General features: G+C 65.8%; 33 protein-coding genes. 26 read left to right on the top strand and 7 right to left on the bottom strand.

Translation table 11 applies throughout. From position 1 onward, the window contains the following. The first annotated feature begins 13 nt into the window (after positions 1–13). Positions 14–853: an LLM class F420-dependent oxidoreductase gene (locus E3N86_RS13550; RefSeq protein ID WP_104103100.1), complete on the top strand. Its 840-nt coding sequence runs from the start codon at positions 14–16 to the stop codon at positions 851–853. Positions 854–1,201: 348 nt separating this feature from the next. Here the strand turns inward: E3N86_RS13550 and E3N86_RS13545 are convergent, their stop codons facing one another. Then, positions 1,202–2,338 (bottom strand): glutamate--cysteine ligase, encoded by a 1,137-nt coding sequence (locus E3N86_RS13545; RefSeq protein ID WP_104103102.1) that lies wholly within the window; start codon positions 2,336–2,338, stop codon positions 1,202–1,204. 285 nt (positions 2,339–2,623) lie between these two features. Here E3N86_RS13545 and rpsP point away from each other — a divergent pair, with 285 nt between their 5' ends. The 11 genes from rpsP to E3N86_RS13490 all read left to right on the top strand — a co-directional run bounded on the left by rpsP (position 2,624) and on the right by E3N86_RS13490 (position 10,221). Beyond that, on the top strand, positions 2,624–3,049 hold the full coding sequence (rpsP, locus tag E3N86_RS13540) for a 30S ribosomal protein S16 (RefSeq protein WP_104103105.1): 426 nt from the start codon (positions 2,624–2,626) through the stop codon (positions 3,047–3,049). Positions 3,050–3,051: 2 nt separating this feature from the next. Then, a complete protein-coding gene (locus tag E3N86_RS13535) occupies positions 3,052–3,288 on the top strand; it encodes an RNA-binding protein (protein WP_104103108.1) in 237 nt (78 codons plus the stop codon). 22 nt (positions 3,289–3,310) lie between these two features. After that, positions 3,311–3,985, top strand: a complete 675-nt coding sequence (rimM, locus tag E3N86_RS13530; protein ID WP_104103111.1) for a ribosome maturation factor RimM — start codon at positions 3,311–3,313, stop codon at positions 3,983–3,985. An 87-nt stretch (positions 3,986–4,072) separates the two neighbouring features. Continuing rightward, complete coding sequence (locus tag E3N86_RS13525) at positions 4,073–4,954, top strand: formate/nitrite transporter family protein (protein ID WP_134343031.1); 882 nt, start codon at positions 4,073–4,075, stop codon at positions 4,952–4,954. A gap of 9 nt (positions 4,955–4,963) precedes the next feature. Further along, positions 4,964–5,713, top strand: a complete 750-nt coding sequence (gene trmD / locus E3N86_RS13520; protein WP_104103117.1) for a tRNA (guanosine(37)-N1)-methyltransferase TrmD — start codon at positions 4,964–4,966, stop codon at positions 5,711–5,713. Between the two features lie 36 nt (positions 5,714–5,749). After that, positions 5,750–6,328: an MFS transporter gene (locus E3N86_RS13515; RefSeq protein ID WP_104103120.1), complete on the top strand. Its 579-nt coding sequence runs from the start codon at positions 5,750–5,752 to the stop codon at positions 6,326–6,328. A gap of 192 nt (positions 6,329–6,520) precedes the next feature. Then, complete coding sequence (gene rplS, locus E3N86_RS13510; RefSeq protein ID WP_104195167.1) at positions 6,521–6,865, top strand: 50S ribosomal protein L19; 345 nt, start codon at positions 6,521–6,523, stop codon at positions 6,863–6,865. 85 nt (positions 6,866–6,950) lie between these two features. Beyond that, a complete protein-coding gene (gene lepB / locus E3N86_RS13505) occupies positions 6,951–7,697 on the top strand; it encodes a signal peptidase I (RefSeq protein ID WP_104103128.1) in 747 nt (248 codons plus the stop codon). 3 nt (positions 7,698–7,700) lie between these two features. Then, on the top strand, positions 7,701–8,342 hold the full coding sequence (locus E3N86_RS13500; protein ID WP_134374266.1) for a ribonuclease HII: 642 nt from the start codon (positions 7,701–7,703) through the stop codon (positions 8,340–8,342). A gap of 12 nt (positions 8,343–8,354) precedes the next feature. Then, positions 8,355–8,678, top strand: coding sequence for a DUF2469 family protein (locus E3N86_RS13495; RefSeq protein ID WP_066596196.1), 324 nt, complete (start codon positions 8,355–8,357; stop codon positions 8,676–8,678). A 73-nt stretch (positions 8,679–8,751) separates the two neighbouring features. Then, a complete protein-coding gene (locus E3N86_RS13490; RefSeq protein WP_134374264.1) occupies positions 8,752–10,221 on the top strand; it encodes a glyceraldehyde-3-phosphate dehydrogenase in 1,470 nt (489 codons plus the stop codon). A 30-nt stretch (positions 10,222–10,251) separates the two neighbouring features. Here E3N86_RS13490 and E3N86_RS13485 read toward each other — a convergent pair whose 3' ends face one another. Beyond that, complete coding sequence (locus tag E3N86_RS13485; RefSeq protein ID WP_104103135.1) at positions 10,252–10,698, bottom strand: nitroreductase family deazaflavin-dependent oxidoreductase; 447 nt, start codon at positions 10,696–10,698, stop codon at positions 10,252–10,254. Between the two features lie 60 nt (positions 10,699–10,758). Next, complete coding sequence (locus E3N86_RS13480; protein ID WP_134512144.1) at positions 10,759–11,571, bottom strand: metal-dependent hydrolase; 813 nt, start codon at positions 11,569–11,571, stop codon at positions 10,759–10,761. A 186-nt stretch (positions 11,572–11,757) separates the two neighbouring features. Between E3N86_RS13480 and E3N86_RS13475 the strand changes: the two genes are divergently transcribed. The 13 genes from E3N86_RS13475 (at position 11,758) to E3N86_RS13415 (ending at position 22,005) form a co-directional block, all read left to right on the top strand. Then, a complete protein-coding gene (locus E3N86_RS13475) occupies positions 11,758–12,828 on the top strand; it encodes a dipeptidase (protein ID WP_134512143.1) in 1,071 nt (356 codons plus the stop codon). A gap of 58 nt (positions 12,829–12,886) precedes the next feature. Beyond that, entirely contained in the window at positions 12,887–13,597 is a 711-nt protein-coding gene (locus E3N86_RS13470) for an SGNH/GDSL hydrolase family protein (RefSeq protein WP_166785098.1), read from the top strand. Between the two features lie 241 nt (positions 13,598–13,838). Further along, a complete protein-coding gene (locus E3N86_RS17470; RefSeq protein WP_134512142.1) occupies positions 13,839–14,195 on the top strand; it encodes a YraN family protein in 357 nt (118 codons plus the stop codon). Next, on the top strand, positions 14,195–15,730 hold the full coding sequence (locus E3N86_RS13460; protein ID WP_134512141.1) for a YifB family Mg chelatase-like AAA ATPase: 1,536 nt from the start codon (positions 14,195–14,197) through the stop codon (positions 15,728–15,730). Before E3N86_RS17470 ends, E3N86_RS13460 begins: the two co-directional genes overlap by 1 nt. Then, a complete protein-coding gene (locus E3N86_RS13455; protein WP_134512140.1) occupies positions 15,727–16,620 on the top strand; it encodes a DNA-processing protein DprA in 894 nt (297 codons plus the stop codon). Before E3N86_RS13460 ends, E3N86_RS13455 begins: the two co-directional genes overlap by 4 nt. An 89-nt stretch (positions 16,621–16,709) precedes the next feature. Continuing rightward, on the top strand, positions 16,710–16,934 hold the full coding sequence (locus E3N86_RS13450) for a hypothetical protein (protein WP_134512139.1): 225 nt from the start codon (positions 16,710–16,712) through the stop codon (positions 16,932–16,934). After that, entirely contained in the window at positions 16,934–17,491 is a 558-nt protein-coding gene (locus tag E3N86_RS13445) for a hypothetical protein (RefSeq protein WP_134512138.1), read from the top strand. The genes E3N86_RS13450 and E3N86_RS13445 overlap by 1 nt, the downstream gene beginning before the upstream one ends. Before the next feature lie 937 nt (positions 17,492–18,428). Further along, the gene (locus E3N86_RS13440; protein ID WP_134512137.1) at positions 18,429–19,565 is read left to right on the top strand and encodes a phage major capsid protein; all 1,137 of its coding nucleotides are present in this window, start codon (positions 18,429–18,431) and stop codon (positions 19,563–19,565) included. Positions 19,566–19,736: 171 nt separating this feature from the next. Continuing rightward, positions 19,737–20,042 carry an HNH endonuclease gene (locus E3N86_RS17910; RefSeq protein WP_134512136.1) on the top strand — a complete coding sequence of 102 codons (306 nt, stop codon included), beginning with the start codon at positions 19,737–19,739 and terminating at the stop codon, positions 20,040–20,042. A gap of 181 nt (positions 20,043–20,223) precedes the next feature. Continuing rightward, complete coding sequence (locus E3N86_RS13430) at positions 20,224–20,493, top strand: hypothetical protein (protein ID WP_134434347.1); 270 nt, start codon at positions 20,224–20,226, stop codon at positions 20,491–20,493. Further along, the gene (locus E3N86_RS13425) at positions 20,490–20,879 is read left to right on the top strand and encodes a hypothetical protein (RefSeq protein WP_134512135.1); all 390 of its coding nucleotides are present in this window, start codon (positions 20,490–20,492) and stop codon (positions 20,877–20,879) included. Before E3N86_RS13430 ends, E3N86_RS13425 begins: the two co-directional genes overlap by 4 nt. Before the next feature lie 301 nt (positions 20,880–21,180). Continuing rightward, entirely contained in the window at positions 21,181–21,414 is a 234-nt protein-coding gene (locus tag E3N86_RS13420) for a hypothetical protein (RefSeq protein ID WP_134512134.1), read from the top strand. Between the two features lie 258 nt (positions 21,415–21,672). Beyond that, on the top strand, positions 21,673–22,005 hold the full coding sequence (locus E3N86_RS13415) for a hypothetical protein (protein ID WP_134512133.1): 333 nt from the start codon (positions 21,673–21,675) through the stop codon (positions 22,003–22,005). A gap of 204 nt (positions 22,006–22,209) precedes the next feature. On the opposite strand, the gene E3N86_RS13410 is transcribed toward E3N86_RS13415, so the two are convergent. Then, complete coding sequence (locus tag E3N86_RS13410) at positions 22,210–22,734, bottom strand: hypothetical protein (protein WP_134512132.1); 525 nt, start codon at positions 22,732–22,734, stop codon at positions 22,210–22,212. Between the two features lie 85 nt (positions 22,735–22,819). Here E3N86_RS13410 and E3N86_RS13405 point away from each other — a divergent pair, with 85 nt between their 5' ends. Beyond that, complete coding sequence (locus E3N86_RS13405) at positions 22,820–23,503, top strand: hypothetical protein (protein WP_134512131.1); 684 nt, start codon at positions 22,820–22,822, stop codon at positions 23,501–23,503. Between the two features lie 189 nt (positions 23,504–23,692). Here E3N86_RS13405 and E3N86_RS13400 read toward each other — a convergent pair whose 3' ends face one another. The 3 genes from E3N86_RS13400 to E3N86_RS13395 form a co-directional block, all read right to left on the bottom strand. Beyond that, on the bottom strand, positions 23,693–23,974 hold the full coding sequence (locus E3N86_RS13400) for a hypothetical protein (protein WP_134512130.1): 282 nt from the start codon (positions 23,972–23,974) through the stop codon (positions 23,693–23,695). A gap of 277 nt (positions 23,975–24,251) precedes the next feature. Further along, on the bottom strand, positions 24,252–24,398 hold the full coding sequence (locus E3N86_RS16925) for a hypothetical protein (RefSeq protein WP_166785096.1): 147 nt from the start codon (positions 24,396–24,398) through the stop codon (positions 24,252–24,254). 97 nt (positions 24,399–24,495) lie between these two features. After that, the gene (locus E3N86_RS13395) at positions 24,496–25,863 is read right to left on the bottom strand and encodes a recombinase family protein (protein ID WP_166785095.1); all 1,368 of its coding nucleotides are present in this window, start codon (positions 25,861–25,863) and stop codon (positions 24,496–24,498) included. Positions 25,864–25,867 lie beyond the last annotated feature (4 nt).

Genomic DNA, 25,867 nt, shown 5'->3' with positions numbered 1-25,867 from the left:
TTAGGATGAGCGCATGACCTCCTCAACGCCTTCCTCCACGCCTTCCCCCAGGGCCGACCGAGTGCGTATCGGTGTGCAAATCGCCCCGCAGCACGCCCTCTATCCGAAGATCCGAGTGACCGTGGCGGAGGTCGAGGCCCTAGGCACGGACATCGCGTTCGACTGGGACCATTTCTTTCCGCTCTCCGGCGAGAAGAACGGCCTCCACTTCGAGTCTTGGACGCTCCTCGCGGCCTGGGCGGAGCAGACCTCCACCATCGAGCTGGGCGCGCTGGTCAACTGCAACGGCTACCGCAACCCCGACCTGCAGGCCGACATGGCGCGCACCATCGACCACATCAGCGGCGGCCGGTTCATCTTCGGCACCGGCTCCGGCTGGTTCGAGCGCGACTACGACGAGTATGGCTTCGAGTTCGGCACCGCGGGCACCCGCCTGGACGCCCTCGAAGCCGACCTCCCGCGGATCGAGGCGCGCTGGGCGAAGCTGAACCCGCCGCCCCTGCGCGACATCCCGGTGCTGATCGGCGGCGGGGGCGAGAAGAAGACCCTCCGGATCGTGGCGAGACATGCGGACATCTGGCATTCGTTTTCCACTCCCGCGGTGCTCGAGCACAAGCTCGGCGTGCTCTCGAAGTGGTGTGACACGGTGGGCCGGGACCTCTCCGAGATCGAGATCTCCACCGAGCTGCGGGCCCGCACCGTGACCGAGGCCGACGAGCTCTACGACCTAGGCGCCCGCCTGTTCACCCTTGGGCTGTCCGGCCCGCACTACGACCTGGCCTCGCTCACTGACTGGCTCGCCTGGCGTGATACAAAAAACGCGCTTGAGACGGGCTGCACCCGAGATGCGTGAGTCCTAATCGAGTGGTGGTATCGCTCCCGGAAGGTCAGTCCTGCCCGCACCACGTGGACGCTGATCATCACAGGCGGAACGCCGGCTTCGGTGGTGAACCAATTCGACGGAGATTTTGGTGTGAAACGGGTTTTTCGGTGTGTGACGGGCCGATTCCGCCAAAATCGCCGTCGAATTCGTTGGGGACGGAGTTGCTTCAGGGCCGCGGACCCGAGAGACACGGTGGCCGGAACGCACTCACATCCCGCGTCACGGTCCACTGCCTGCCTGCGTCGACATCACGAACACCCGGCTCGGAACCCCCAAGCCGCGATCCCGCATCGTCCACGGCCATGAGGGCTCAGTCAGCTATGCGGGGAGGCCCGTGCGGAGTTCGCGGGTCAGCGACTTCACGACGGCCGGCAGGCTGCCGCCGTGCGCCTCGGCGACGCGCAGCTGCCGCTGGTAGCTCGCACCCGCGGTGATGATCCGGTTCAGGCTCTGCAGCTCGTCCAGGCAGCCCAGACGCTCGGCGACGGGGGAGAGGATGCCGATCAGCCGGCGCACATCGTCGGTCACCAGGCTTTCGGCGCCCGCGGCATCCGTGATGATCTCGGCGTCCAGGCCGTAGCGAGCGGCCCGCCATTTGTTCTCACGAACGAACCACGGCTGCATCGGCCCGACCGTCTCGCCGGCGTCGAGACGCCCAGACATCCAGTCGACCAGGCACTGGATGAACGCGGCGATGGCGCCGAGTTCCTCCGTCGTGGACACGCCGTCGCAGGCGCGCACCTCGATGGTTCCCCATCGCGGCGAAGGACGGATGTCCCAGCGCACCTCGGTCGCATCCTCGATCACCCCGGTGGCCGTCATATCGGCCACGTAGCGCTCCCAGGCCTCCCAGTCCTGCAGGATCCACGGCAGGCCGGCGGTGGGCAACTGCTGGAACATGAGGGCGCGGTTGGAGGCGTAGCCCGTGTTCACGCCGGCCCAGAACGGGCTCGACGCCGACAGGGCCTGCAGGTGCGGCAGGTAGCCGAGCAGGCCGTTCAAAATCGGGATGACCTTGGCCTTGTCCTCGATCCCCACATGCACGTGGATGCCCCAGATCATCATGTTGCGGCCCCACCACTGGGTGCGGTCGATCAACCGCTGGTAGCGGGCCTCGTCCGTGACCTTCTGGTCGAACCACTGGCTGAACGGATGCGATCCGCTAGAGATGAGTTCGACGCCCCGCGGATCCGTGATGGCGCGCACCTCGTCAACCTGGACGGCGACATCCGTGACGGCGCCCGCAACTGTATGGTGCACCCCCGACACGAGTTCGACCGTGTTCAGGAGCAATTCCCCGGTGATGTGCGGATGCGGCGTGCCGTCGGGCGCGGCCAGAGCCGTCAGCACCTCTTCGGCCAGGCAGACCAGGTCACCCGACTCGCGGTCGACGAGGGCGAGTTCCCACTCGATGCCAATGGTTGACCGTTTCGACCGGGCAAATTCGATCCCCATGCGCGGTCCTTCCGATCCTGGTTCACCCCTTCGGGCGTGGTTGTGTGACAATCCTGACACCGATTGGCGAAGCGGCGCCCCAGCCGGACGCGGGTCCGGTGATGACCGCGCCGCCCAGCCGGTCGATTATCAGAAAGTCGTCGATGTCTGACAGAATGATTAGTCGAGTTCTCTTGCGTCCGACCCTCTACTCAGGCGCAGGAAAAAACCTTATTGAGCTTGTGCCGAGTGTGCCCCCACGCTCACGGCCCTCAGTTCGCCAAAAATCAAATACACAGGAGAATTGTGGCTGTCAAAATTCGTTTGAAGCGCATGGGCAAGATCCGTGCACCGTACTACCGCATCGTCGTTGCCGACGCGCGCACCAAGCGCGATGGTCGTGTCATCGAAGAGATCGGCATCTACCACCCCACGCAGGAGCCCTCCGTCATCGAGGTCAAGTCCGAGCGTGCCCTGTACTGGCTGGGCGTTGGAGCACAGCCGACAGAGCAGGTTGAGGCTCTCCTCAAGCTGACCGGCGACTGGGGCATCTTCAAGGGTGACAAGAACGCCGTCAGTACCGTGAAGTTCAAGGAGCCGAAGGCTCCGTTCGTCGCCGACGAGAAGAAGAAGCCGGTTCTGAAGCCGAAGGCCGTCAAGCCTGTGGCCAAGGAAGAGGCACCCAAGGAGACCGAGGCTGCCGCGGAGGCAACCGAAGAGGACAAGGCGTAATTTTGCTCGCTCCCGCGCTTGAGCATCTTGTCAAGGGGATCGTCGATCACCCGGACGATGTGCATGTTGTGACCCAGACGTCCCCACGGGGCGAGGTTCTCGAGGTTCGTGTGAGCCCCGAAGACCTCGGCCGCGTGATCGGGCGTTCCGGGCGCACCGCCAAGGCACTGCGCACCCTCGTGGCCGCGCTGGCCGACGGCCGGCGCGTGCGCGTTGACGTCGTCGACACCGATTTCTGAACTGGTAAATGAGTAGTTGGATATGAGTTCGGTGAACGACAGTACGACTCCGCGCAGCCAGTTGAGGGTGGGGCGCCTGACCAAGGCGCACGGTCTCAAGGGCGCGATCAAGCTGGAATTGTTCACGGATGACCCGGGACGTCGTTTCGTCCCGGGCGCCGTGTTCACCCTGCAGGTGCCCACGGGTTCACCCTGGCACGGCAAGAAAATCGAGCTCGTCGAGCTCCGCTGGTACAACCAGCACGCGGTCGGCTTCTTCAAGGATGTCCCCGACCGTGAAGCGGCCGAAGCCCTCGCCAAGGCGATCCTCTGGATCGACCAAGACGACGCGGAACAGTCCGGCGAAGAAGACGCCTGGTACGACCACCAGTTGATCGGCCTCTCCGTCGTGCGCGACGGCGTCCAGATCGGAACCATCGCGCGGCTGGAGCACCTTCCCGCGCAGGACCTGTTGATCGTGAAGACCCCCGCCGCCGAGGTCATGATCCCATTCGTGAAGGCCATCGTGCCCTCCGTCGACATCGCGACCGGCATCGTCACCATCACCCCGCCTCCCGGCTTGCTCGAAGAGCTCCCGGAGGAACCGGACGACGACGATGACAACGTCGACAATAGTGACAACACCGCAGCCACGGCTGCCCCCGAAACTGAATCAGAACCCCAGGCCGAGGTTGACGGAGCCCCCGGCCGGAGCTGAAACACCTCCTCGGGGAGAGGCGCGCCGCGCCCGACCGGCTCCCCACCTCGTCACGACGCGGCAGACCTCTTATTGGAGCACCGTCGCATGTCGTACGTTAAACCGAGCCAACTCGTCGATGACATCACTCACTCTGGCATGCTTAAAACGCAACTGACCCTGGGGCAAATGGTGATGCGGGGTGCGCTTGCCGGGGCGATTCTCGGAGCGGCCACGACCGTCGCCTTAACCGCCACGGCCCAGACCGGGCTGCCGATCGTCGGGGCCGTGCTCTTCCCGGTCGGATTCGCGATGATCCTGCTATTGGGCCTCGAGCTGGTCACCGGTAGCTTCGCCCTTGTCCCGCTTGCGATCATGGAAAGGCGCACGACGGTCACCCGGGGACTCAGGAACTTCTTCGTGGTCATTCTCGCCCACCTCTTCGGGGCCGGACTGTACGCCTTCCTCTACACGACGTCGATCACTTACTTGGGCACGGACATGTCCGACCCGATGGTCCAGGCCATCATCGACCTCGCCGAGCACAAGGTGCTGCCCTACGAGGCGGTCGGTGCCGGCGGCATCCTTGTCGTGATCATCAAGGCCATGCTCTGCAACTGGATGGTCGCCATCGGCACCATCATGTTCTATACGTCCAAGTCCACGGGGGGCAAGATCCTCGCGATGTGGCTGCCGGTGACGACCTTCTTCAGCCTCGGCCTCGAGCACGCGATCGTCAACATGTTCGCGATCCCGGCCGGCATCATGCTCGGCGCCGACGTCACGGTCGGGCAGTGGTGGGTATGGAACCAGGCCCCGGTGCTCCTCGGCAACGTCCTGGGCGCCATCCTCTTCACCGCGCTGCCAATCTACTTCTCGCACCGTACCCATGTGAACCGCGCCCCGGCATCCGGTGAAGCAGTCGACGTCGACGCGGAGGTGGCCGCCGAGGCGACCGAGCCTGCCGAACCCACGCTCGTTCGCTCGTAGACTTCTCCCGTGCGTATCGACATCATCACGATCTTTCCGGAGTTCTTCTCCGTCCTCGACGTCTCCCTGGTCGGCAAGGCCCGGCAATCGGGGCTGATCGACCTTCGGGTGCACAACCTGCGCGACCACACCCACGACCGGCACCACTCCGTCGACGACACGCCCTACGGCGGCGGCGCCGGCATGGTGATGAAGCCGGAGCCATGGGGTGACGCGATCGACGCGATCCTCACCGACGTGCACCCGGGTGCCGAGCCGCCGGATGCGTCCGTCATGCCCGAAACGACGGCGACGGATGCCAGTCCGCTCCTGATCTTCCCGTCCCCGGCTGGGGATTTGTTCACGCAGGCCATGGCCCGGGAGTTGGCCGAGGAATCGAACCTCATCTTCGGCTGCGGACGCTACGAGGGCATCGACCAGCGGGTCTTCGACCACTTCGAGCAGGACGGCCGGGTGCGCTTGGTCAGTCTCGGCGACTACGTGCTCAACGGGGGAGAGGTGGCCGTGATGGCCATGATCGAGGCCGTCGGTCGTCTGATCCCGGGGGTCGTCGGCAACCCGGAAAGCCTTGTCGAGGAATCCCACGAGGACGGCCTCCTCGAATATCCGAGCTACACGAAGCCCGCGGCCTGGCGCGGCCTCGACGTTCCGTCGGTGTTGCTCAGTGGCAACCACGGCGCCGTCGCGGCGTGGCGGCGGGAGCAGCAATTCTTGCGCACGGCCCGGGTGCGCCCGGACCTTCTGCCGCCAGCGAACTGAGCTCGCCGGAGCAGGTCGCCCGGGTAGTCTGGTTTCGTGTTCGTACGCAGGTTCTTCTACTACTGGCAGTTCATTGCCGTCCTCGTGCTTCCGGCATGGCTCCTGGTCGGCGCCTCCGTTTACGGCAGCGGCGGCTGGGACGTGGTCGGCAGCTTCTTCGGCGGCCTCGTGGTCGGTGTGGGCCTGCTCACCGTGAGCCTGATCTTCTTCGCCCGCACCGAGGTGCGCAGCACCCGAATGGTGTCGTGGGCCGACGTGGGCATCCTCACGCTCTGGCACGCCCTGATCGTGGGCATGGGCTTTACCTACGACGTCGCACCGGGCCTCGCCGCGCTGGTGATCGTGGTCGGAATCGGCGCGTTCTGGTTCGCCATCTGGGAGCTGATCGCCGCCGCCCGCCGCAGCATGCGGGCCATGATGCTCCTGGTCGAGGAGACGGCGAGGGGCCCCGCGTTCCTGCCGACCGTGCCGCCCACGCTGCCGCCGACCGACGGTTTCATCCCCACGCCGGATCCCTCCGTCATCATCGTGCGCGAGCATTCACTCCGCCCGCCCGGGGAGTCGTTCGAGAAGAAGGAATCCGGGAAGAAGCACGGTCAGGCGCCGGAGGCCTGACCTTCACCCAGCTTTTGCGGGCATGGTGCGTTTCGTGACATAATCATCGCTTGTGCCGTGGCAAGCCTCTGCCACAGGGGAGCTGCAAGGTATCGGCACGAAACACACTCATTCATTTGCTGATTCGCTCGCCTCGCGTGTCGGATCGCATAAGCCGTAGTCGTCCTGTGGCGGATACAGAGAGCGAACAGTATGCATATTCTCGACCAGGTGGATGCCCCATCCCTCCGCAAGGACATTCCGGCGTTCCGCGCCGGCGACACCGTCAAGGTCCACGTCAACATCGTTGAGGGCGCTCGCTCTCGTGTGCAGGTCTTCCAGGGAGTCGTCATCGGACGCTCCGGCGAAGGCGTGCGCGAAACGTTCTGCGTACGCAAGGTCAGCTTCCAGGTCGGCGTCGAGCGTACCTTCCCGGTGCACTCCCCGGTGATCGACCGCATCGAGGTCGTCACCCGTGGTGACGTGCGTCGCGCGAAGCTGTACTACCTGCGCAACCTGCGCGGCAAGAAGGCCAAGATCAAGGAGAAGCGCGACTAACACCCGTCGCAGTCGACTTCCAGCTTGCGCTGAATTCCCCCTGAGCTCCTCACCCGTACACTGGGTCAGGAGCTCAGGCGGTTTAATGACAGATAATTCTCTGCCCACGCGATCCAATCGCCAGGGAACAGAAACAAAGCGCAAGAAGCGCGGCGTTGCACTCTTTATACGTGACCTGCTGGTCATCTTCGTGGTGGCGCTGCTCATCTCGTTCCTGATCAAGACGTTCCTGGTGCGCTCGTTCTACATTCCCTCCGGGTCGATGGAGACCACCCTCCTGATCAACGACCGGATCATCGTGAACCAGCTCGAACCGAAACTGATCCCGGTCGAACGCGGCGACGTCGTCGTGTTCCGGGATCCGGGCGGCTGGCTGCTGCCGCAGGCGCCCCTCGAGCAGAACGCCGTCATCGCCGCCGTGGACTGGGTCATGGCCGCGGTGGGGCTGTCGGCGCCGGACAGCAACGACCACCTGATCAAACGCGTCATCGGGCTGCCGGGCGACCACGTCACCTGCTGCAACCCGCTCGGCCAGATGAGCGTCAACGACGTGCCTCTGTCCGAACCCTATGTGTCTCTGCCGACCGGGGAGACGAGCGTTTCGCAGGACGACTTCGACATCGTCGTGCCGGACGGCTCGCTCTGGGTGATGGGTGACAACCGCTACAACTCCAAGGACTCCCGCTACAACACCGAGACCCCCGGCAAGGGGTTCGTGCCCATCGACAACGTCGTCGGGCGCGCCCTCGTGATCAGCTGGCCGACCGCGCGCTGGTCCTGGCTCGACGACTACCCGGAGGTCTTCCAGGGCGTCCCCACGGAGACGAGGTAGGGAATGGTCGTGGATCCGACCCTCGACGTCGAACGGGCGTTGCTGGCCGCCGGGGCGACCTGCGTGATCGGCGTCGACGAGGTCGGCCGCGGCGCCCTTGCCGGTCCGGTGGGGGTAGGTGTGGCCGTCGTCAACGCCTCAGCTTCGGCCTTCCCGGCCGGTTTGCGCGACTCCAAGATGCTCAGTGAACCCCGGCGCGGGCTCCTTGCGCCGCTGGCTGTCGCCTGGGCGCTGCACTCAGCGGTCGGCCTCGCGACGCCGCTGGAGGTCGACCGACTGGGCATCATCGCCGCGCTCGGCCTGGCCGGCAAGCGGGCCCTCGCGCAGCTGTTCGCGGCCGGGGTCGACATCACCGGCGCCGTGGTGCTCCTGGATGGCAACGACGACTGGCTGAACAGGGCACTGAGCACTCCGCTCAACGTGGTGACCCGCGTGCGGGCCGACCAGGACTGCGCGTCGGTGGCCGCGGCATCCGTGATCGCGAAGGTGCACCGCGACGCTCTGATGATCGAGGCGGATGCCGTGACGCCCGGCTACGAGTGGGCCGGCAACAAGGGCTACGGCAGCCCCGCCCACATGGCGGCGATCGCCCTGCTCGGACCCACTCTGCTGCATCGCAAATCCTGGCTGAAGATCACAGCGTAGGATTGAGGAACCATGGAAGAAGATGAATTCGAGGACTACGACCGCGAGGTCGAGCTGGCCCTGTACCGAGAGTACCGAGACGTTGTGGGGCAGTTTCAGTACGTCGTCGAGACCGAACGGCGCTTCTATCTCGCGAACGAGGTCGAGCTGGTGCGCCGTGACACGGAGCACGACTTCTACTTCGAATTGACCATGAAAGATGTCTGGGTCTGGGACGTCTACCGTTCCGACCGGTTCGTGAAGTCGGTGCGGGTGCTGACCTTCAAAGACGTCAACGTCGAGGAACTCGCGTCCAAGGAGTTCGAACTGCCGAAGGAACTCGCGCTCGACGAGTAGCACAACGAAGACTCAGGCCTGGGGGTCTGCACACTCGGCGCAACGATGCGGTCGAGAACGAAGGGTATGTCTTTTGCTTCAGGAATCTGATCGCGCTCTGGCCTCGTGGATCAACCGGGAGGCACTCGCTGAAGAGATGATCCCCTTGATCGGCCGTCTGTATCGGGAAAATCACGTCGTCACGAGCGTGCACGGCCGGGGACTGGTCAACCAGTCGGTGATCGGACTGCTCAAGGCGCACCGCTTCGCGCGCCACATCGACGATGTGGAACTGCCCCTGGAGGAGACCCTGCCGCTGCTGCAGACCCTCAGCACCCTCCGGCTCGGGACCGCGTCGATCGACCTCGGCCGGCTGGCCATGACCTACAAACTCGAGGGTGCCGGGCGCGGCCGGGAGGAATTCCTCCGGGCCGAGCTGGCGGATGTCGTCGACCGGCAGGGTGACTTCGTCACCGCGGGCACGGATGTCGTGCTGTACGGCTTCGGCCGGATCGGACGTCTCCTCGCGCGCATCCTGATCGACCACGCCGGCGGGGGACAGGGTTTGCGCCTGCGGGCCATCGTGGTGCGCCGCGGGTCGGACAACGACATCGTCAAGCGGGCGAGCCTGCTGCGCCGCGACTCGGTGCACGGACCATTCGAGGGCACCATCACCGTCGACCCGGTGGGCAACACGATCCTCGCCAACGGCACGCTGATTCAGGTCATCTACTCGAGCGACCCGGCCACCGTCGACTACACCCGATACGGCATCCAGAACGCTGTCGTGGTCGACAACACGGGACGCTGGCGCGACGCCGACGGACTCCGCCAGCACCTGGCCTGCCCGGGTGTCGCCCGGGTGCTGCTCACGGCTCCGGGCAAGGGCGCGCTGAAGAACATCGTGCACGGCATCAACCACGACGCCATCACCGCGGACGACACCATCATCACGGCGGCATCCTGCACCACCAACGCGATCACGCCCGTGCTCAAGGCCGTGAACGACCGCTTCGGTATCCGGGAAGGCCATGTGGAGACGGTGCACTCGTTCACCAACGACCAGAACCTGATCGACAACTTCCATTCGGGCGACCGCCGCGGGCGCAGCGCCGCCCTGAACATGGTGATCACCGAGACAGGGGCCGCGAAGGCCGTCGCCAAGGCGCTGCCCGAGCTGGCCGGCAAGCTCACCGGCAACGCCATCCGGGTGCCCACGCCCGACGTGTCGATGGCGATCCTCAACCTCACCCTCACGCAGGGCACCACCAAGGACGAGCTCAACACCTACCTGCGCACCATGTCGCTGCACTCCGAGTTGCACAAGCAGATCGACTACATCGACTCGCCCGAGGTGGTCTCCAGCGACTTCCTCGGCTCCCGCCGGGCCGGCATCGTCGACGGCCTGGCCACCATCTGCACCGACACGAAGGCCGTGCTGTACGTCTGGTACGACAACGAATACGGGTACAGCTGCCAGGTCATCCGGGTGCTCGAGGAGATGGCGGGCGTGCATCCGCCGGTGTTCCCGAAGGTGTTGATCGAGCCGGTCGCCCTGGTCTGAGTCACCGAGCGGCGTTGGCCCGGGTTCGGGTCAGCGCGGCCGGGGCTCGCAGATCACGACCGGGATATCACGGCCGGTTTTCTGCTGGTAGCCGTCGTAGCCCCGATAGGCCGCCACGATCTGCGGCCACAGCTCGGCTTTTTCCGCGGGGGACGCGGTTCGCGCCCGCAGCTTCAGGGTGGTGCCGCGCACGGTCAGCTCGACGTCGGGGTTCGCGACCAGGTTGAGATACCACTGCGGGTGGCGGTCGTCGCCGCCCTTCGAGGCGATCAGCACGAAGCGTTGGTGCCCGTGCACGGGGGCGGTGAGCATGGTCGTGCGACGCTTGCCGCTGGAGCGGCCGATGGTGTGCAGCTCGACCGCCGGCATCGACCCGAACGAGGCGAGCAGGCGCCCGCCGGAGGCCGTCAGCACCGCGCGGTGCAGCACGCTCATCGTCTTCATCTGCAGATCCGTCAGCCGATTACGCAGTCCCATGCCTCCAGCCTACGAGGTGAACAGGGGCGACCGACGGATGTCCCGGCGTCTTCTGCCCCGCTACAGGGGCAGCGCCCCGGCAATGTCCACCAGCGCGGCCTCCAGGTTGACGCCCCAGGTCTCCAGCAGCGCGAACAGCACGCCGTAGCCCGCATAAGCGGTGACCGGGATCAGCAGCAGCCACTCCCGCAGGGAGCCGGCGTTGCCCAGCACCGGCACGGACAGGTAGCCGCCCGATGACCACAGATTCTCGAGCACCGGCACCCGGCACCACCATCTGGGCGGTTTCGGGATCCACGGCCAGAACAGGGGCAGCCCGCCGGTGGTGAGCAGGTCGCCCAGAAGGTGCACGCCGTAGCCCAGTGTGAAGCAGATCACGAACCACGAGTGCTGCTCCGGGGCGAAAACGGCGATGAAAGCCGCCACGGCGAAGCCGATTGCCCAGGCCAGCCCCCACGACTGCTTCGAGAGGCCGAGCACCTTGGCCGCAAACGCGATCGCCGCGGCGCTCATCAGGGCCGGGCCGACGCGCACCGGTTCCGTGGCCCAGCCGGGCTCCCAGAGCACCAGACCGATCACGGTGGCGAGCAGCCACGCCGAGAACAGGCCGAGCAGGCTGTGCAGGCCGTGCCGGTGGCCGCCGGAGGCCCGGGAGATCCCCGTGGTGACGAGCCGGCCGAGCACGGGGACGGATTGCGAGATGGTGGCCGAGTTGTGGTCGGCGTCGGCGAGGAGGGCCGCCCCGGCGCAGAGCAGCGAGCCGGCGATCGTGCCGACGGGCGTCACAGGAAAGAGCCCGAGGCCGTGCCCGGCGGTCGCCGTGACGGCGATCCAGGCGGCGGCGCCGGTCATGGCATGGTGTGCACCCATCATGAGAGGGGGTCCTAACTGGTCCAAGTCTGATTCAGGCCGTCGGGGGCATGCCGAGCCTCGACTGGGCCGGTTCACCAGTTCCCGTTCAACTGTAGGTGGCTTCCGCTCCCCGCCCGTGCCGGCCGGCACTAGCGTGGGGGCATAAGCACACCGGTTCCGTCCGCGCCCGCCGCGGCATCCGTCGTCGTGGAGCAGGCGCTGGCCCTGGCCCCGCTGATCGACGGCCACAACGACTGGGCGTGGGAGTGCCGGCAGAGCCGCGACTACTCCGTGGAGGGTCTCGGGGGCGGTCTGTCCACCGACACCGACATCGCCAGGCTGCGGGCAGGGCAGGTCGGAGCGCAGTTCTGGTCGGTCTACGTCAGCGACGACCTTACAGGCGCCGACGCCGTGCAGGGCACGCTTGAGCAGATCGACTGGGTCTACCGCCTCGCCGCGCGCTACCCCGACGACTTCGGCATCGCGCGCAGTGCCGCCGACGTGGAGGCCGCCCGAGCGATCGGGCGCATCGCCTCCCTGCTCGGCGCCGAGGGCGGACACAGCCTCAACGACTCCCCAGCCGCGCTGCGCATGTTCGCCCGGCTGGGCGTGCGCTACCTCACCCTCACCCACGTGCACAACACGACCTGGGCCGACTCGGGCACCGATGAACCCGAGCACGGTGGCCTCACACCCCGCGGCGTCGACTACGTGCACGAACTCAACCGGCTGGGCATGCTGGTCGACCTCTCGCACGTCTCCCCGGCCACGGCGCACGCGGCGTTGGACGCGTCCGACTCGCCCGTCATCTTCAGTCACAGCTCCTGCCGGGCCCTCAGTGACCACCCCCGCAATGTGCCCGACGACGTGCTGTGCCGACTGGCCGCCAACGGCGGGGTGCTCATGCTCACCTTCGTGCCCCAATTCCTGTCCGAGGACTACTCGGTCTGGTTCGAGGGCGACCGGGCCGGGCCGGCGCCGGTCGTGACGCTGACGGATGTCGCCGACCACGTCGAACACGCCCGCCGCGTCGCCGGAATGGCCCACATCGGCCTCGGAGGCGACTTCGACGGCACCGACGAGTTCCCTGCCGGCCTCGAAGGCGTCGACGGTTACCCGGCGCTGCTGTCCGAGTTGGCCCGGCGCGACTGGTCGGCCGCCGACCTCGCGGCTCTTGCCGGCGCCAACGTGCTGCGGGTGTTGCGCGAGACGGATGCCGCGTTCGCGGCCGCCGGACACGCGGCATCCGGCGCCTCGGTGCCCCGGTTGGTGCGCTGAGCATGCCGGGCCGGCGTGTTCCGCCAACCCTGCCGGTGCCCGGCTCCGAATCAGTGTCATGACCCCTCGACGACGCCCTGCCTTCTGGATCACCGTGTGGATCGCCGCCGCCGTGCTGCTCGCGGGGGCGGTGGCCCTGGCAATGCTCGCCCAGAGCGGCGTCCTGGGCCGCGGCCTGGGCGAGGCCGACCCGGGTCCCGCGGCCCGCGGCCCCGGCGAGACCGTGGTCGCCTTCTACGGCGACTCCTACACGCGCGGCACCGGCGGCTCGGCTACGGACAAACGTTGGTCGACCATCGTCTCGGCAGAGCGCGACTGGACCGAGGTCAACCCGAGCCGCAACGGCCTCGGCTTCGTGAACCAGCGGCGGGAGGATGATCTGATCGACCAGGTCATCGCTGCCAGGCCGGACATCGTGATCAGCACCATGGGGCTCAACGACAACTTCTCGATGCCGTCCCGCGCCGACGAGATCGAGGCGGCGATCACCCGCGACTTCGAGACGATCCGGGCGGCCCTGCCAGAGGCGCGCCTCATCGTCGTGGAGCCGTTCTGGTACACCGAGGAGCGCCCGGACTCCGTGGAGCAGATCATCGGCTGGGTTCAGGCGGCCGCGCTCGGCGCCGACGCAGACTACATCTCCGGCGCCTCCTACTGGCTCGACGGGCACCCCGAGTGGATGGCCGACGACGGCCTGCACCCCAATGACGCCGGCTACGCAGCCCTCGCCGAGCGGATGGACGCGGCGCTCGCCGCGCTGGGGCTGTAGCTGGGGGAGTCCTGATCGATTGGTTGTGTCGCTCCCGGAACGGCAGAGCTGGTTGCACCGCGTGGACGCTGGTCAGCACAGACGGACCGCCGTGCCGGCGTCGAATTCGTTCGGGACGGTGGTGCTGAAGGCCGGGCCGGGGGTGGTCCTCCCCAGACGCGGCCGCGCCGCCGACCGCACAGCTTCTCGACCCCGCGAGTGCCGGGAGCGCCTACCCGGCACGCTGGGGGCGGAGGTGCTCGTGGCACGCAAAGACGAACTGGGCAGGCAGGGCGAGGAGTGCGCCGCCCTCTTCCTCGCCGCCGCCGGCTACCGGGTCGTGGAGCGCAACTGGCGCTGCGGGCAGGGTGAGATCGACCTGGTCGCCGAGCTCGGGGGAGAGGTCGTCTTCGTCGAGGTGAAGACGCGTTCGGGAACCCGCTTCGGGCATCCGTTCGAGGCCATCACTGTCGCCAAGCTCGCCCGGCTGCGTCGCCTCGCGGCGGCGTGGTGCGAACAGGCGGATGCCCGGCCCGCCCGCATCCGTGTCGACGCCATCGCCGTGATCATCCGTCCCGGCACCGAGCCCGTGATCGAGCACCTGACGGGCGTGTGCTGATGGGGCTCGCCCGCACGCATGCGGTGGCCCTGGCCGGGATGACCGGGGCACTGGTCGAGGTGGAGGCCGACATCTCCGGGCAGCTGCCGGGGATCATCCTGATCGGGCTGCCCGATGCGGCCCTGTCGGAGGCCACCGAGCGGGTGCGGGCGGCGGCGAAGAACTCGGGCTGTCCGCTCACCCGCAACAAGCTCACCATCAACCTCTCCCCGGCGTCGTTGCCGAAGCACGGGTCGGGCTTCGACCTGGCCATCGCGCTGGCCTGCCTCGGGGCCGACCAGGTGGTCTCGGCCGCGTCGGTGGGCCGGGTGGTGCACATCGGCGAGCTGGCCCTCGACGGACGGCTGCGGCCGACGCCGGGCATGCTCCCGGCGGTGATCGCGGCCTCCCGGCTTGGCCACGGCACGGTGATGGTGCCCGCCGGCAACGTCGATGAGGCGTCCCTCGTGCCGGGCGTGCGGGTGATCGGTGTCGCCTCCCTGCGGGACGCCGCCATCTGGCATGGCGCCGAACTCGAACCGATCCCGGTTGACCCCATCCTCGTTCCCGGCGACGCCGCGGCGGAGACGGCCGAACCCGACCTGGTCGACATCATCGGCAATGACGATGCGATCCTGGCGTTGCAGATCGCGGCGGCCGGCGGTCACCACGTCTTCATGGTGGGGCCGCCCGGCGCCGGCAAGACCATGCTGGCGGCCCGGCTGCCCGGACTGCTGCCCGACCTCGACGCTGAGGCCTCCCTCGAGGTCAGCTCCATGCGGTCGCTCAGCGGCCGCGCCGTCGGGCGCGCCCTGATCACCCGCCCGCCGCTTGAGGCCCCGCACCACACGGCGACGGCGGCGGCCATGGTCGGCGGAGGCAGCGGGCAGGTCCGGCCTGGCGCGGCGGCGCGCGCCTCGCACGGGGTGCTCTTCCTCGATGAGGCTCCCGAATTCGCCTCGGCGGTGCTCGACGCGCTCCGGCAGCCGCTGGAATCCGGGGTGATCAGCATTCACCGCGCCAACGCGGTCGCTCACTTCCCGGCCCGCTTCCAGCTGGTGATGGCGGCCAACCCGTGCCCCTGCGGGCAGTACGGCGCCCCTGACCTGGACTGCACCTGCCCGCCGAGCTCCTGGCGACGGTACTTGGCGCGCATTTCGGGACCGCTGCTGGACCGTATCGACATTCAGCTGCGGGTGCAGCGCATCACTGCCGCCCAGCTGCGGCTGGCCACCGAGACGCCCCGACTGGCGAGCGCCGTCGCCCGCGGACGGGTGATCGAGGCCCGAGCCGCCGCGGCCCAGCGCCTCGCCGGCACGCCGTGGACGCTGAACTCCGATGTGCCCGGCCCCTGGCTGCGCGGCCCCCAGGCCCGGCTGGGCAGAGCGGCCACGGCCATCCTTGACCGGGCGCTTGAACGCGGAGGCATCACGATGCGCGGATATGACCGTGTACTGCGGGTGGCCTGGTCCATCGCCGACCTCGAGGGCGTGTCCCGGCCCGGCATTGAACAGGTAGGGCAGGCCTTGTACCTGCGGAAGGGAATGACGTCATGATGCTGTTTGGGCTGGAGGAATCCACGGTGGTTGCGCTGACCGGGGGCGTGCGGGCATCCGCCGGGTCTGGCCCGACGGATGCCGCGGCCGCCGCCGATGTGTTCGCGCGCGCCGCGTGGACCGGCATCTCGGAGCCGGGCGACGGCGCCGCCGGACTGCTCGTGCAGGGGCTGGGGGCCGGGCCGGCACTCAGTGCCGTCCTCGACCTGTGGACCGGGGCCCGGCTCGCGGGCGCGCTGGCCGCAACGGGGTTGCCACTGACCGACGACCTGCAGGCTCTACTGGAGCAGGCCCTGCAACGCTGGCGGCCGCGGTTATCCTCGGCCGAGGTGATCCGTTCCCTGCAGCAGGCGGCGCGCGCGTCCGCCGGGCTCCTGGTGCCCACTGATGCACATTGGCCGAGAGGCGTCGACGACCTGGCAGTCCACGCGCCGATCGCACTCTGGTGGCGGGGCATCCCGACCGCTCTGACGGCGCTGTCCAACTCGATCGCCCTGGTGGGTGCCCGCGCGGCCACCGGCTACGGCGAGCATGTGACGATGGAGGCCTCCGCCGGGCTCGTCGACCGCGGCTTCCTCATCGTCTCCGGGGCGGCGTACGGCATTGACGGCATGGCGCACCGGGCGGCACTGGCCAGCTCGGGGCTGACCGTCGCGTTCCTCGCTGGGGGAGTGGACCGCTACTATCCGAGCGGCCACGACGCCCTGCTGAGCCGCATCGCCACGATGGGGGCGATCATTTCCGAACTGCCCTGCGGGGCCGCGCCCACCAAATGGAGGTTCCTGCAGGGGAACTTCCCATTACATCAGTACGGGGATTCCACGGGAGTTCCCGGTATTGCCCCAGTTTTGCCCGTGAATGTCCCCGGTGTGCGCCATAGTGGTGCATAGCACAACAACGCACCCCAACGGTGCACACGACCCAACTCCTGAATAAACAGGTCGCATACCAGCTGTTCGCTCCAACTCAGGAGTTCCTCATGTCCGCACCCACCACCGGGCTTGTGCCCGACCTCTTCACCACTGTCCTCAAGCCGGCTAAGGCCCACGACCACGTAGATGCCCGTGACGTGCAGGCCCGCGCTCACGCCCTCGGCTACAAGGTCACCGCGCCTGTGCTCAAGCGTCTCCTGGATGACGCGGGTCACCCGTGCTACACCGGCACAAGTGGACGTGCCGTCATCATGGGGGTCCAGTTCAAGTGATGACCCCATACAGCACGATGACCGCCGACGAGCTGGGCGACGCTCTCACCAGTGAACTCCTGGTTGCTGGTGAGGGCTGGATGTCACGCACCGCGATCCTGAGCGCAGTTGCACGGATGATCGACGCGGAAGCCGACGACCTCGAAGCCCACGGCGTCGCGGTGCCTGACGAGCTGTCGTACCCGACCAACACCCACATCTACAGTGCACTGCGCGCTGCTGGTGTCCCCGAGTCACGCCGACGCGGCTCCTACGGCTTCTCGGTCAGTCTCCGGGATGAGTCCGGCCCTGACTTTGCACGGTTCGTGGCTACGCGGCTGACCAACGGCGTGGGACTGGTCTGGATGTTCACGCCACAGACCGACCTGTACAACGCCTACTGTGCATCAGTGCCCTCTGGTGTCCCCGCAATGTCCATGACCAAGTTCATCGCGGCAATGGTGGCCGAAGGCTACGGGCACGTGCGTCGGTGGACGCTGACAAGCGACCCCAAGACTGGCGCGAAGCGCCGTGACAATCAGGTCTGGGGCTTCCGCGAGGTCGTGCTGAAGTCGTGACGGCTGCAAAGCTCGCGGAATAGGCCCTGTTGTGGCCGGCGGGCCTCCAGGCATACACCCCTCGAGTGCACCTGTGTGTATTTTGTAACTGTACAAGTAGTAATACATAAGAGATAAGACATACAGGTGCACTCAAGGGGTGTATGCCCACCTGCCCCCAGCCCGCCAAGCCCGCCGGCTTCCGCGACTGCCGCGAGCCCGCCGGCTCCCACGACGACTCCCACGCAACAGTTGCGCAACGACTTGGCGCAAAAGGCCTGATTAGCGCCAATAACAGCCGCAGCAGGGTACCTCAATGTGGTATATAAAAGGTAGAGGCAGGGAAACCGCCTCCGCAGCTGGCCGGCTTCCCCAAGTCACCAGGTCGACCGTAGAGCCTCAGAGCTTCGGTCCCTGGTCCTAGCTTGCATCCACCATTCTGTGCGTCCACGGCTGACCACAGCTGACCTGGTCGCACCCTGAACCATCGGAGCTCTCATTCCTCGTCACAACAATGCGCGCCCGCTCAACGATCCGGCCGTCTTCACCAAGCTCGGCGCTAACCTCCGGGACGAATGGGCACGCAGTCACGGACGCAAGACCAGCGCCGACCATGCAGCCAAGGCCAAGCGTGCCCACGAAAGCGCGCTGAACGCGTCAGCGCGTCCGGCAGGCGCACGCGTAAGCCACGGTGCCGCACGAGCCAAACTCGCGGCGTACCTCAAGTAGCACCCCACAATCTCCCCGGCATCACGCTGGGATCGCAGTCACACGACTGCACAATCGCCACAGCCGATCCACAGGAGTGGAACCCGGCACAAGGCCAGGCCGACACCAGCAACGATCCCACCCCGAGGAGCAGGAGCTCAACGGGTGAGTAGCCGGTGCGCAGACCCCGTCTTGGCAGGCAACTTCCGCGAGCAATCGCTCGCATCAGTTCCTACCAAGGAGAACACCCATGGACCTCAAGTCCGCACAGGCCGAACTCTCGGCCATTCAGCTCAAGCTCTCGAACATCATCACCGAGGCCAAGGGCGCAAGCCGTGACCTCACCTCCGCGGAAATCGCCGACGTGGAAGCCGGCTCCGACCGTGCCTTCCAGCTCCAGGCCGGTATCCGCGGACTGAAGTCGGCCGAGACCATGTCGGCGATTGCCGGCACCACTGCCGGTGAGTTCACCGACTTCCGGACCGGCGAGACCCACCGCTCGAACGAGGTCAAGGGTTACATCACCCCCGCCTCGATCAAGTCGATGGTCACCGCGTCGCTCCCCGGCGCATCCAAGGGCCTCGTGGCCGGCGGTTCCACTGCTATCCCCGTGTCTCTCGCGACCAGCCCGCTCAAGCTGGGCACCCCGACCGTCGGCCTCGGCCTCCTGGGCCTGATCCCGACCAAGGTCCGCGAGACCCCGTCGTACTCGTACCTGCGTCAGACGGTTCGCACGAACAACGCCGACGTCGTCGCGCCTGGTGCGCTCAAGCCGACCAGCGTGTTCACCGTGGCCAAGGTGGACAACAGCCTGGCAGTCGTCGCGCACCTCAGTGAGTACGTGGACACGTACCTGCTCTCGGACAACTCCGACCTGGAGATGTTCCTGACCGGCGAGCTGACCGACGGCATTTTCTCGAAGGTCACCGCGATCGCGGTCAACGCTTTCGCGACCAGCGCCGGCATCCAGACCCAGGCGTTTGCCGCGAATGTGCCGGACAGCATCTACGCCGGTGCCTCGAAGGTGGCAGACCTCGGGTACAACCCCGACGTCCTGCTCATCTCCCGTGCCGCATACGACGCGATGCGCCTGCTGAAGACGACCACCGGGGAATACCTCGGAGGCAACTTCTTCCAGAACGGCGCCACGGCCAACACCAACATCTGGGGTGACCTCACGCCGGTCATCGTTGCTGGTCTGCCGGCCAACTCCGCGCTGGTGCTCGACTCCAGCAAGGTCGGTCTGAGCATCGACTCCACGGGCATCACCAGCAAGTGGGACGCCTTCACGAAGTTCGACATGAACCAGACTCGGGCACTGACCGAGGGACGGTTTGCCGTCGACGTGTTCGCTCCCGCGGCAATCGCCAAGGTTGCGCTGGTCTAACACCCAGCACCATCCTCTGGTGAGTAGGTAACCACTCACCAGCCCGGGCCAGGGTCGAACCTGGGCCGGGCACCACGTGCCACGACCACCCGCCATGGAGCGCAGGGTGGTCGTGGTGCTCCACGTCAACAGGGGTACCCGGGGGCCCTGTGTCCCTGGCCAGCTCCGCGTATGCACAGAGAACCGGTGACCATGGCCAACTCCATGAGAGGCACCAGCGCACGCTGGGCGAAGATCAGGGACGCTCAGAAGTCCAGGCGACTCCCGTGCAACCTGTGTGGCCAGCCCATCGACTACTCGCTCAAGTGGCCACACCCGCAATCCTTCAGTGCCGACCACATCAGGCCATACGAACATAACCCCGACCTCCGCCTTGACCCCGGTAATGTCCAGTCTTCACACTTGCGTTGTAACCAGAGCAAGGGTGATAACCAGCATTATTCCGCGGGCATGGGCTCGGCGAGCCAGGTGTTCTGACCGGGTCCATACCTCACACAATGTGCATCGATTGCCGCGATGACCGCGCACAATGCGAAGCACGGGGGGTAGGCGCCCTGCATCCTGTGCATCCGCGCCCCCAGATCAAACTTCCGGCAAAGAAGAGTCTCCCTCCTGGCCCCTGGGCCCATCATGCCAATCCAGCCCTGAGAGGCCTCCCATGACTATTCACGAAGACATCGCGGTCATCACCCATGCCGCGGACACCCTGGAAGCGCGCCTGACGCGACTGCACCGTTGCCCGAAGTGCGACACGGTCAAGCCGGTTACAGAGTTCGCCCGCAACAATCACAAGTCCAGCGGTCATGGAAGCTACTGCCTGCCGTGTCACCGCGAGGTCATCAACGCGTACCGTCACACGGACGCCGGCAAGCTGGCCAACCGTCTGTCCGCGCAGGCGTCCCGCGCCAAACGTCTGGCCCGCGCATGAGAATTGCTGAGGCCGAGCGCCAGGCTGAAATCCGCAAGGTCTCTCGACTCCTGGGGCTTGCCATTACCCGGCCAATCTACGTCAAAGACGAGGCCTTCAAGCTGGCCCTGTACTCGCCTGCGCCCCAAGTTCAGGGTGTGGCTCGTCAACTGCTCGAAATCTTCGTGGACCGGTACGAGCGCCAACCCCTACCCAACCAGGGCCTCGTTGACAAGAACATCCGGCAGTGGTCGGGCTGGCGCGCGATTGCCGCGGAGGCTGGTCGTGAAGACCTCGTGGACACCGCGGATCGTGCCCTCGCGCACGTCAGGCTCTACGACGCCAGCACTTCCATGTACGACTGGGCGCTCCCGCCCGAACGCCCGAGCGCCTCAAGTCCGGAGTAGTGCGGGGATACCCCTAAACTCCTGGTCAAACACCAATTCCGCGACATAATTATTACATACGACTTCCCCGGTTACGCCGGGTGACGCCATGGATGCTACCTCCTAGTGCGTTGACAAATACCGGCCGTCTGGTTGGCACCGTGGTAGCAACGGTGCCTCCAGTCGGCCACTTTTTTTGTACCAGAAAGCATGTGCTACCCATGTCCCACACCATCATCTTCACCGCGTTCACCATCTTCGTGCCCACACACGTGGTCATCCTGACCACCAACATCGCCGACCTTGTCCTGGGACTTCTCCCGTGAGCGCCCCCCTCGACATCGCCCCGTTCCTCGGACGCCTGGTCCTCGCGGCATCTGCTTCCGACGAGCAGGCCTTCCAGCTCGCCGTCGAGGACGCCCACCGTGCCGGCATCTCGCCCATTCAGCTCCTGGTCATCACCGCGCAGTCGCTCGCGTCGCACATGGACATCACCGTCCCCGACTGGCAGGACGAAGTCCGGCTTGGCCTCCTGGAAGCCCAAGACAAGTCGTGAAGACGCGCCAATACAACAACCGCGCGTACCTCGCCACACGGCCCCCCACGCAGATCGCATTCGATCAGGCCCAGGAGCACCCGACCGGCCTGAAGCAGTGTCGGCACTGTCACGTCACCTATCCGCTGAGCCACTTCCGCGTCGATTCCCAGGCCCGCGACGGACTCTGGACGAATTGCTTGACCTGCAAGCCGGAGGCCAACTCATGACCGCGACCAACCCCGGCACCCCGATAATCCCCGAACTCAAGGAGTCCGCATGACAACCACCGCGACCACGACTGAACCTGACACCTTGGAACTTCTGGGCAAAGCTTTCCTGGAGACCTTCCGTCTGACCTACGATCCCGAGGTCCAGGACTCCCAGTGGATGATGGGAGCTTCACCGGTCCCGCGCGAGGACACCACCGAGCGCTCAAAGGGCACCACCAGTGACCCGACTTACGCCATTTTCGCGGACTCGCGCCGACAGTCACTCCGCGAAGCCGTCCGGGACGCCGAGCACGCTTTGGACACCGCGAACGAGGTGATGGCGCAGACAGTCACCAAGCTCCGCGTCGCTTTGTATGCCCACGACGGCCGGCTGAACTGAAGCCACCAGGCCAGTTCTAAGGACTCGGAAAGCCTCAGGTGTAGAAACTATACGCCTGAGGCTTTCTGTGTGACCCACCCAGTCCGTGTTGACGGTGGGCAAGCTTCAGGGACCGAGCGCCCTGCGGTTGCAACGAAAGAAAGTTCCGTCATCTAGTTGATCTGGACGGCGGGGCCTTCTGCGCTTGTGCAGTCCTGTGACCGGCTAGCTGTCAATTGCTGCCGGCGCATCACAACCGTCTCGCGCCCACAGGGCCGACGACTCTGTCATCTCTCTCATGCCATCACTGAACTTCCTGTTGCTGGACTCATCGCGGTTCCACTCGGATGCAGCTTTCTCGAAGTCCTCCAGTTTCGCGAGCAGCAAACCGGCTCCGGTGGTTCTGTCGCCACCCAGCCTGATTGAGTGCACAGAGACCTTGTTGATGCCGAATCCGGACCAGAAATCGTCACCCACCTTCGTGGCAAAGAATAACTTCCAGAGTCCGTCAAGTCGTTGCTGGAACACGGCCCGGAACTCCTCGCGCTCGGCCCGCTCACGGCGGGCGGTCTCGTCAGCGGCGACCTTGGCACTCAGCCTGTGAGACTGCCACGCAACATATACCGCGAAGCCAGCGAGCAAGAAAGTGCCGATTGCCTGTGCAGCAGCCCAACCATCGGGCCGCGATGACGCCTCCAGCTGCTCCGCGATTTTCTGCAGCCAGTACCAGTCTTGGTCAATAGACGTCATCACTCTGCGCACTCTATCGGTCAGGATCTTCCCTCTGGGAGTGCCCTCGACATAGCGCCGGGCCACAAGGCCTTACGCTCACACCATGGGGATCATCAGGGCAGCAACGAACTGGGACACGTTTTACCCTGACCTGATCGTGGGTGCAGTCACTGGTATTGCTGTTGGCCTTGTGTTGCTCAGCGCTCAGGCCTTCACCCAATGGCGCAGGAGTCGCGCCGACTCGAAGTTCGCCTGGGCTTCACTCAAGCCCACAGTTTCAGGCGCAGCTCACCGCTCCTGGAATCAAGACTTTGACAGCCTGTTACCCCTCCCGCTCTCGCTCACTGGGCTGAGCGAAATCGCGTCTAGTTCACCACTCGCGCTGTGGCAGAGCCATATGAGGAAACAGGATCCAGCGCTCGAGTACCTTCTGGTTATCAGCAGACTCCGCCCCCAGTTTGAATCCTGCGCAAGCGAGCTCGAGTCAGCGTTTAGTACCGAAAGTCTCCCGTTCATGCGGCAGACATGGATGGACAGAGGGGGACTTGGGCGCATCATCCGCACTCGCGCTTATGGCGGGCAGGACTCAGAGGTGTACCCGACACTCCTAGTCGCGAGTGCTGCTCAGCTGACCGAATATTCAGCTGCTGCAGATCACCTGGTCTCGCTCCCGCGCATTGAGGCCGCGATGGCGAGGTATCGGGAGGTTGCCGACATCTTCTTGACGGCGCTCACGACCCTCAGGAAGAACCTCGAGGCCGACGGCAGCGTCTTACCAGCGCCCTAAAGCTGCACCAGCCCACAGCCTGGGCACAGCCACACGATCGCGTAACGCCCCTGCGTCGCCTCCATCTGACGAAGGCACGCGGGACAGTTTGGTGCGTCCAGATCATCAAGCATGCGGTCATGGTAGCCCGAACGCGAAAAGGCCCGCGTCCCCGGAATTCTCCAGGGCGCGGGCCTTTGTCGTCGCCTGTCACTTCGCGGAAGCAGCCTCCGCAGCAGCCTCGGTCTCCGCGAGGAGCGCAAGCGCCTTCTTGACACGCTCAGCGGACTTGGCACGAGACTTCTGGCTCGCGAGGACTGCAATCTGCTTGGCGTGCTCAGCACGGATCGCCTTCAGCGCGTCGGCAATCTCCGCGAGCTGAGCAACGTATGCGTCGAGGTCTTCCTTCGCAACAGTCGTGCCAATCTCAGCGGTGAGTGCAGTCAGCGCGACGTCGAGGTTGCTCGCAGTGCTGGTCGTCTTGCTTGCCATGGTGTGCTCCTAAATCAGTGGGTTGTTGTTGCTGTTGATATTTACAATGCGCTGGTCACAGCCCCAACGGAGCCCTTAGGCCACTACTCCAGTGACTTCCCAAAGAAGGCGTCCACGCGAGCCAGCCGAACAGCTTTGTCCTCATGCCAGACAACACGACTACCGAGCTTGAGACCGTACAGCCCAGGTATCAACCGCGGACTGTCGAGCGCGCCAGCATAAAAGATGCCGGCCTCCGCGGCCCTCCGCGCCTCCCGATAGTAGCCGTCCAAGGCCGTCACACCTGTTCCCACCAGGAAATCTTGCCGGATGCGTAGACGTCGCCAATCAAGCCCGACCGACGAATCGTCATGATGGGCATTTCCGTGCGACCGAGTGCCTGCGTCCGCGCCTGTGCGTCCGAGTCTGTTGCAATCTTGATCATGTTGTCATCTGCTCTCTGTTGTTGTCTCGTGTGTTGGCGACAACTTTAGCATAACAACACACAGTCACGCAACGCAAGTATAAACATTGCGTTAAGTTTAATCATCAACACTGACTTCGCCTCCGACGTTCAGCCACACGGCTTCGAGGTGGTCCACATGGACGCGTCCAGCACCGCGACCGCGGTCCACAGTCACGCGGAGCAACTGCTTGACCAGTTCCCGTTGCTCGCCCAGCTCCAACTCCAGGAACCTCGCGGACACGGTGGCTATCTGCCCGCCCTGCAACTTCTGGGCCAGCCCATGGAGTGCCACAAGCGCCGACGACGACGACCGTGCGGCCTCCAGCTTGTGCTCGATCGCCTCGCGCTCGTCCCTGAGCTCCACCAGCCGTGCACGAGCCACCGCAGCGGACACGAGACCCTCGTCTCGATCACGGACGATCGCGGCCACACGTTCTTCCGTGCGCACATGATCCGCGACCAGCGCTCGAATATCAGTCCGTCCGGCGTCCCTGACTTCACCCGTGTAGGTGACGACCGCTCGTGCGACCTCGTGGGCGATGATCGGGTCCAGCACGGACTTCACGATGGACGGGTGCGAGCTATCGGCCTTGCACCGATAGGTCTGCATGTAGACCATCGCGCCGTCGCACACCCCGCAGAACACCAGCCCACTGACCATGTGGCGCACGGTCGGCCCTGGTGTTGTTCTCCTGGTCGGATCAGCCAGCACGGCCCGCGCGATCCCCGCCAACTCCGCGGACACGATCGGCACGACTTCCGCGCTGGCCACAGTTTCCCCGCGGTACGTGAACCCAGTGTCGTACGGGCGCTGAACCATCTCCCGCAGCCGTCCAGGCTCCCAAGTTTTCCCAGTCGCGGTCCTGAGGCCGTCCGCGTTGAGCGCCAGTGCAATGGACCGCAGGGACTTCCGTGCCGCGACGGCCTCGAACACGCGCACGACCACAGCTGCCTCGGTCTCGCGTGGGCTCCGCATATCCGATTCGTAGCCGTATCTGCGCCGTTGAGGATTCGGCTTGCCCACGGACGCACGGTACTCGTTGGCCCTGTTCTGGCGCTCGCTCTTGCGCTTGGTCTCGAACCGCGCCAGGGACGCCATCATGCCGGCCCGGAACTCACCGTCCGCGGTCGTCAGGTCAAGCTCGCCGTCCACGGTCAACACCGCAGCACCCGTGTCTATCAGCAGGACCATGTCCTTGAGTGAGCGCACCAAGCGGTCTATATCCACCGAGATGACTACATCGGCTTCCCCCGACTGGAGCGCGGCCAGCATCTTCGGCCACTCCGCGCTGGCCCTCGACTTGGTGGCACTGGTGTCGTTGTCGACCCATTCCCGGACAATGGTGTATCCGCGCTGGTTGGCCAGCCGGCGGGTGCGCTCCAATTGGCGATCAATACCTTCCGAAAGATCCAGGGATTGCCGGGCATAGATGAAAGCTCTCATGCGT

It is taken from the genome of Cryobacterium sp. Hz7 (genome assembly GCF_004402815.1).
GTDB lineage: Bacteria > Actinomycetota > Actinomycetes > Actinomycetales > Microbacteriaceae > Cryobacterium > Cryobacterium sandaracinum.
Note: the sequence above shows the minus strand (reverse complement) of the source record. Positions and strands in the feature narration are given on the sequence as shown.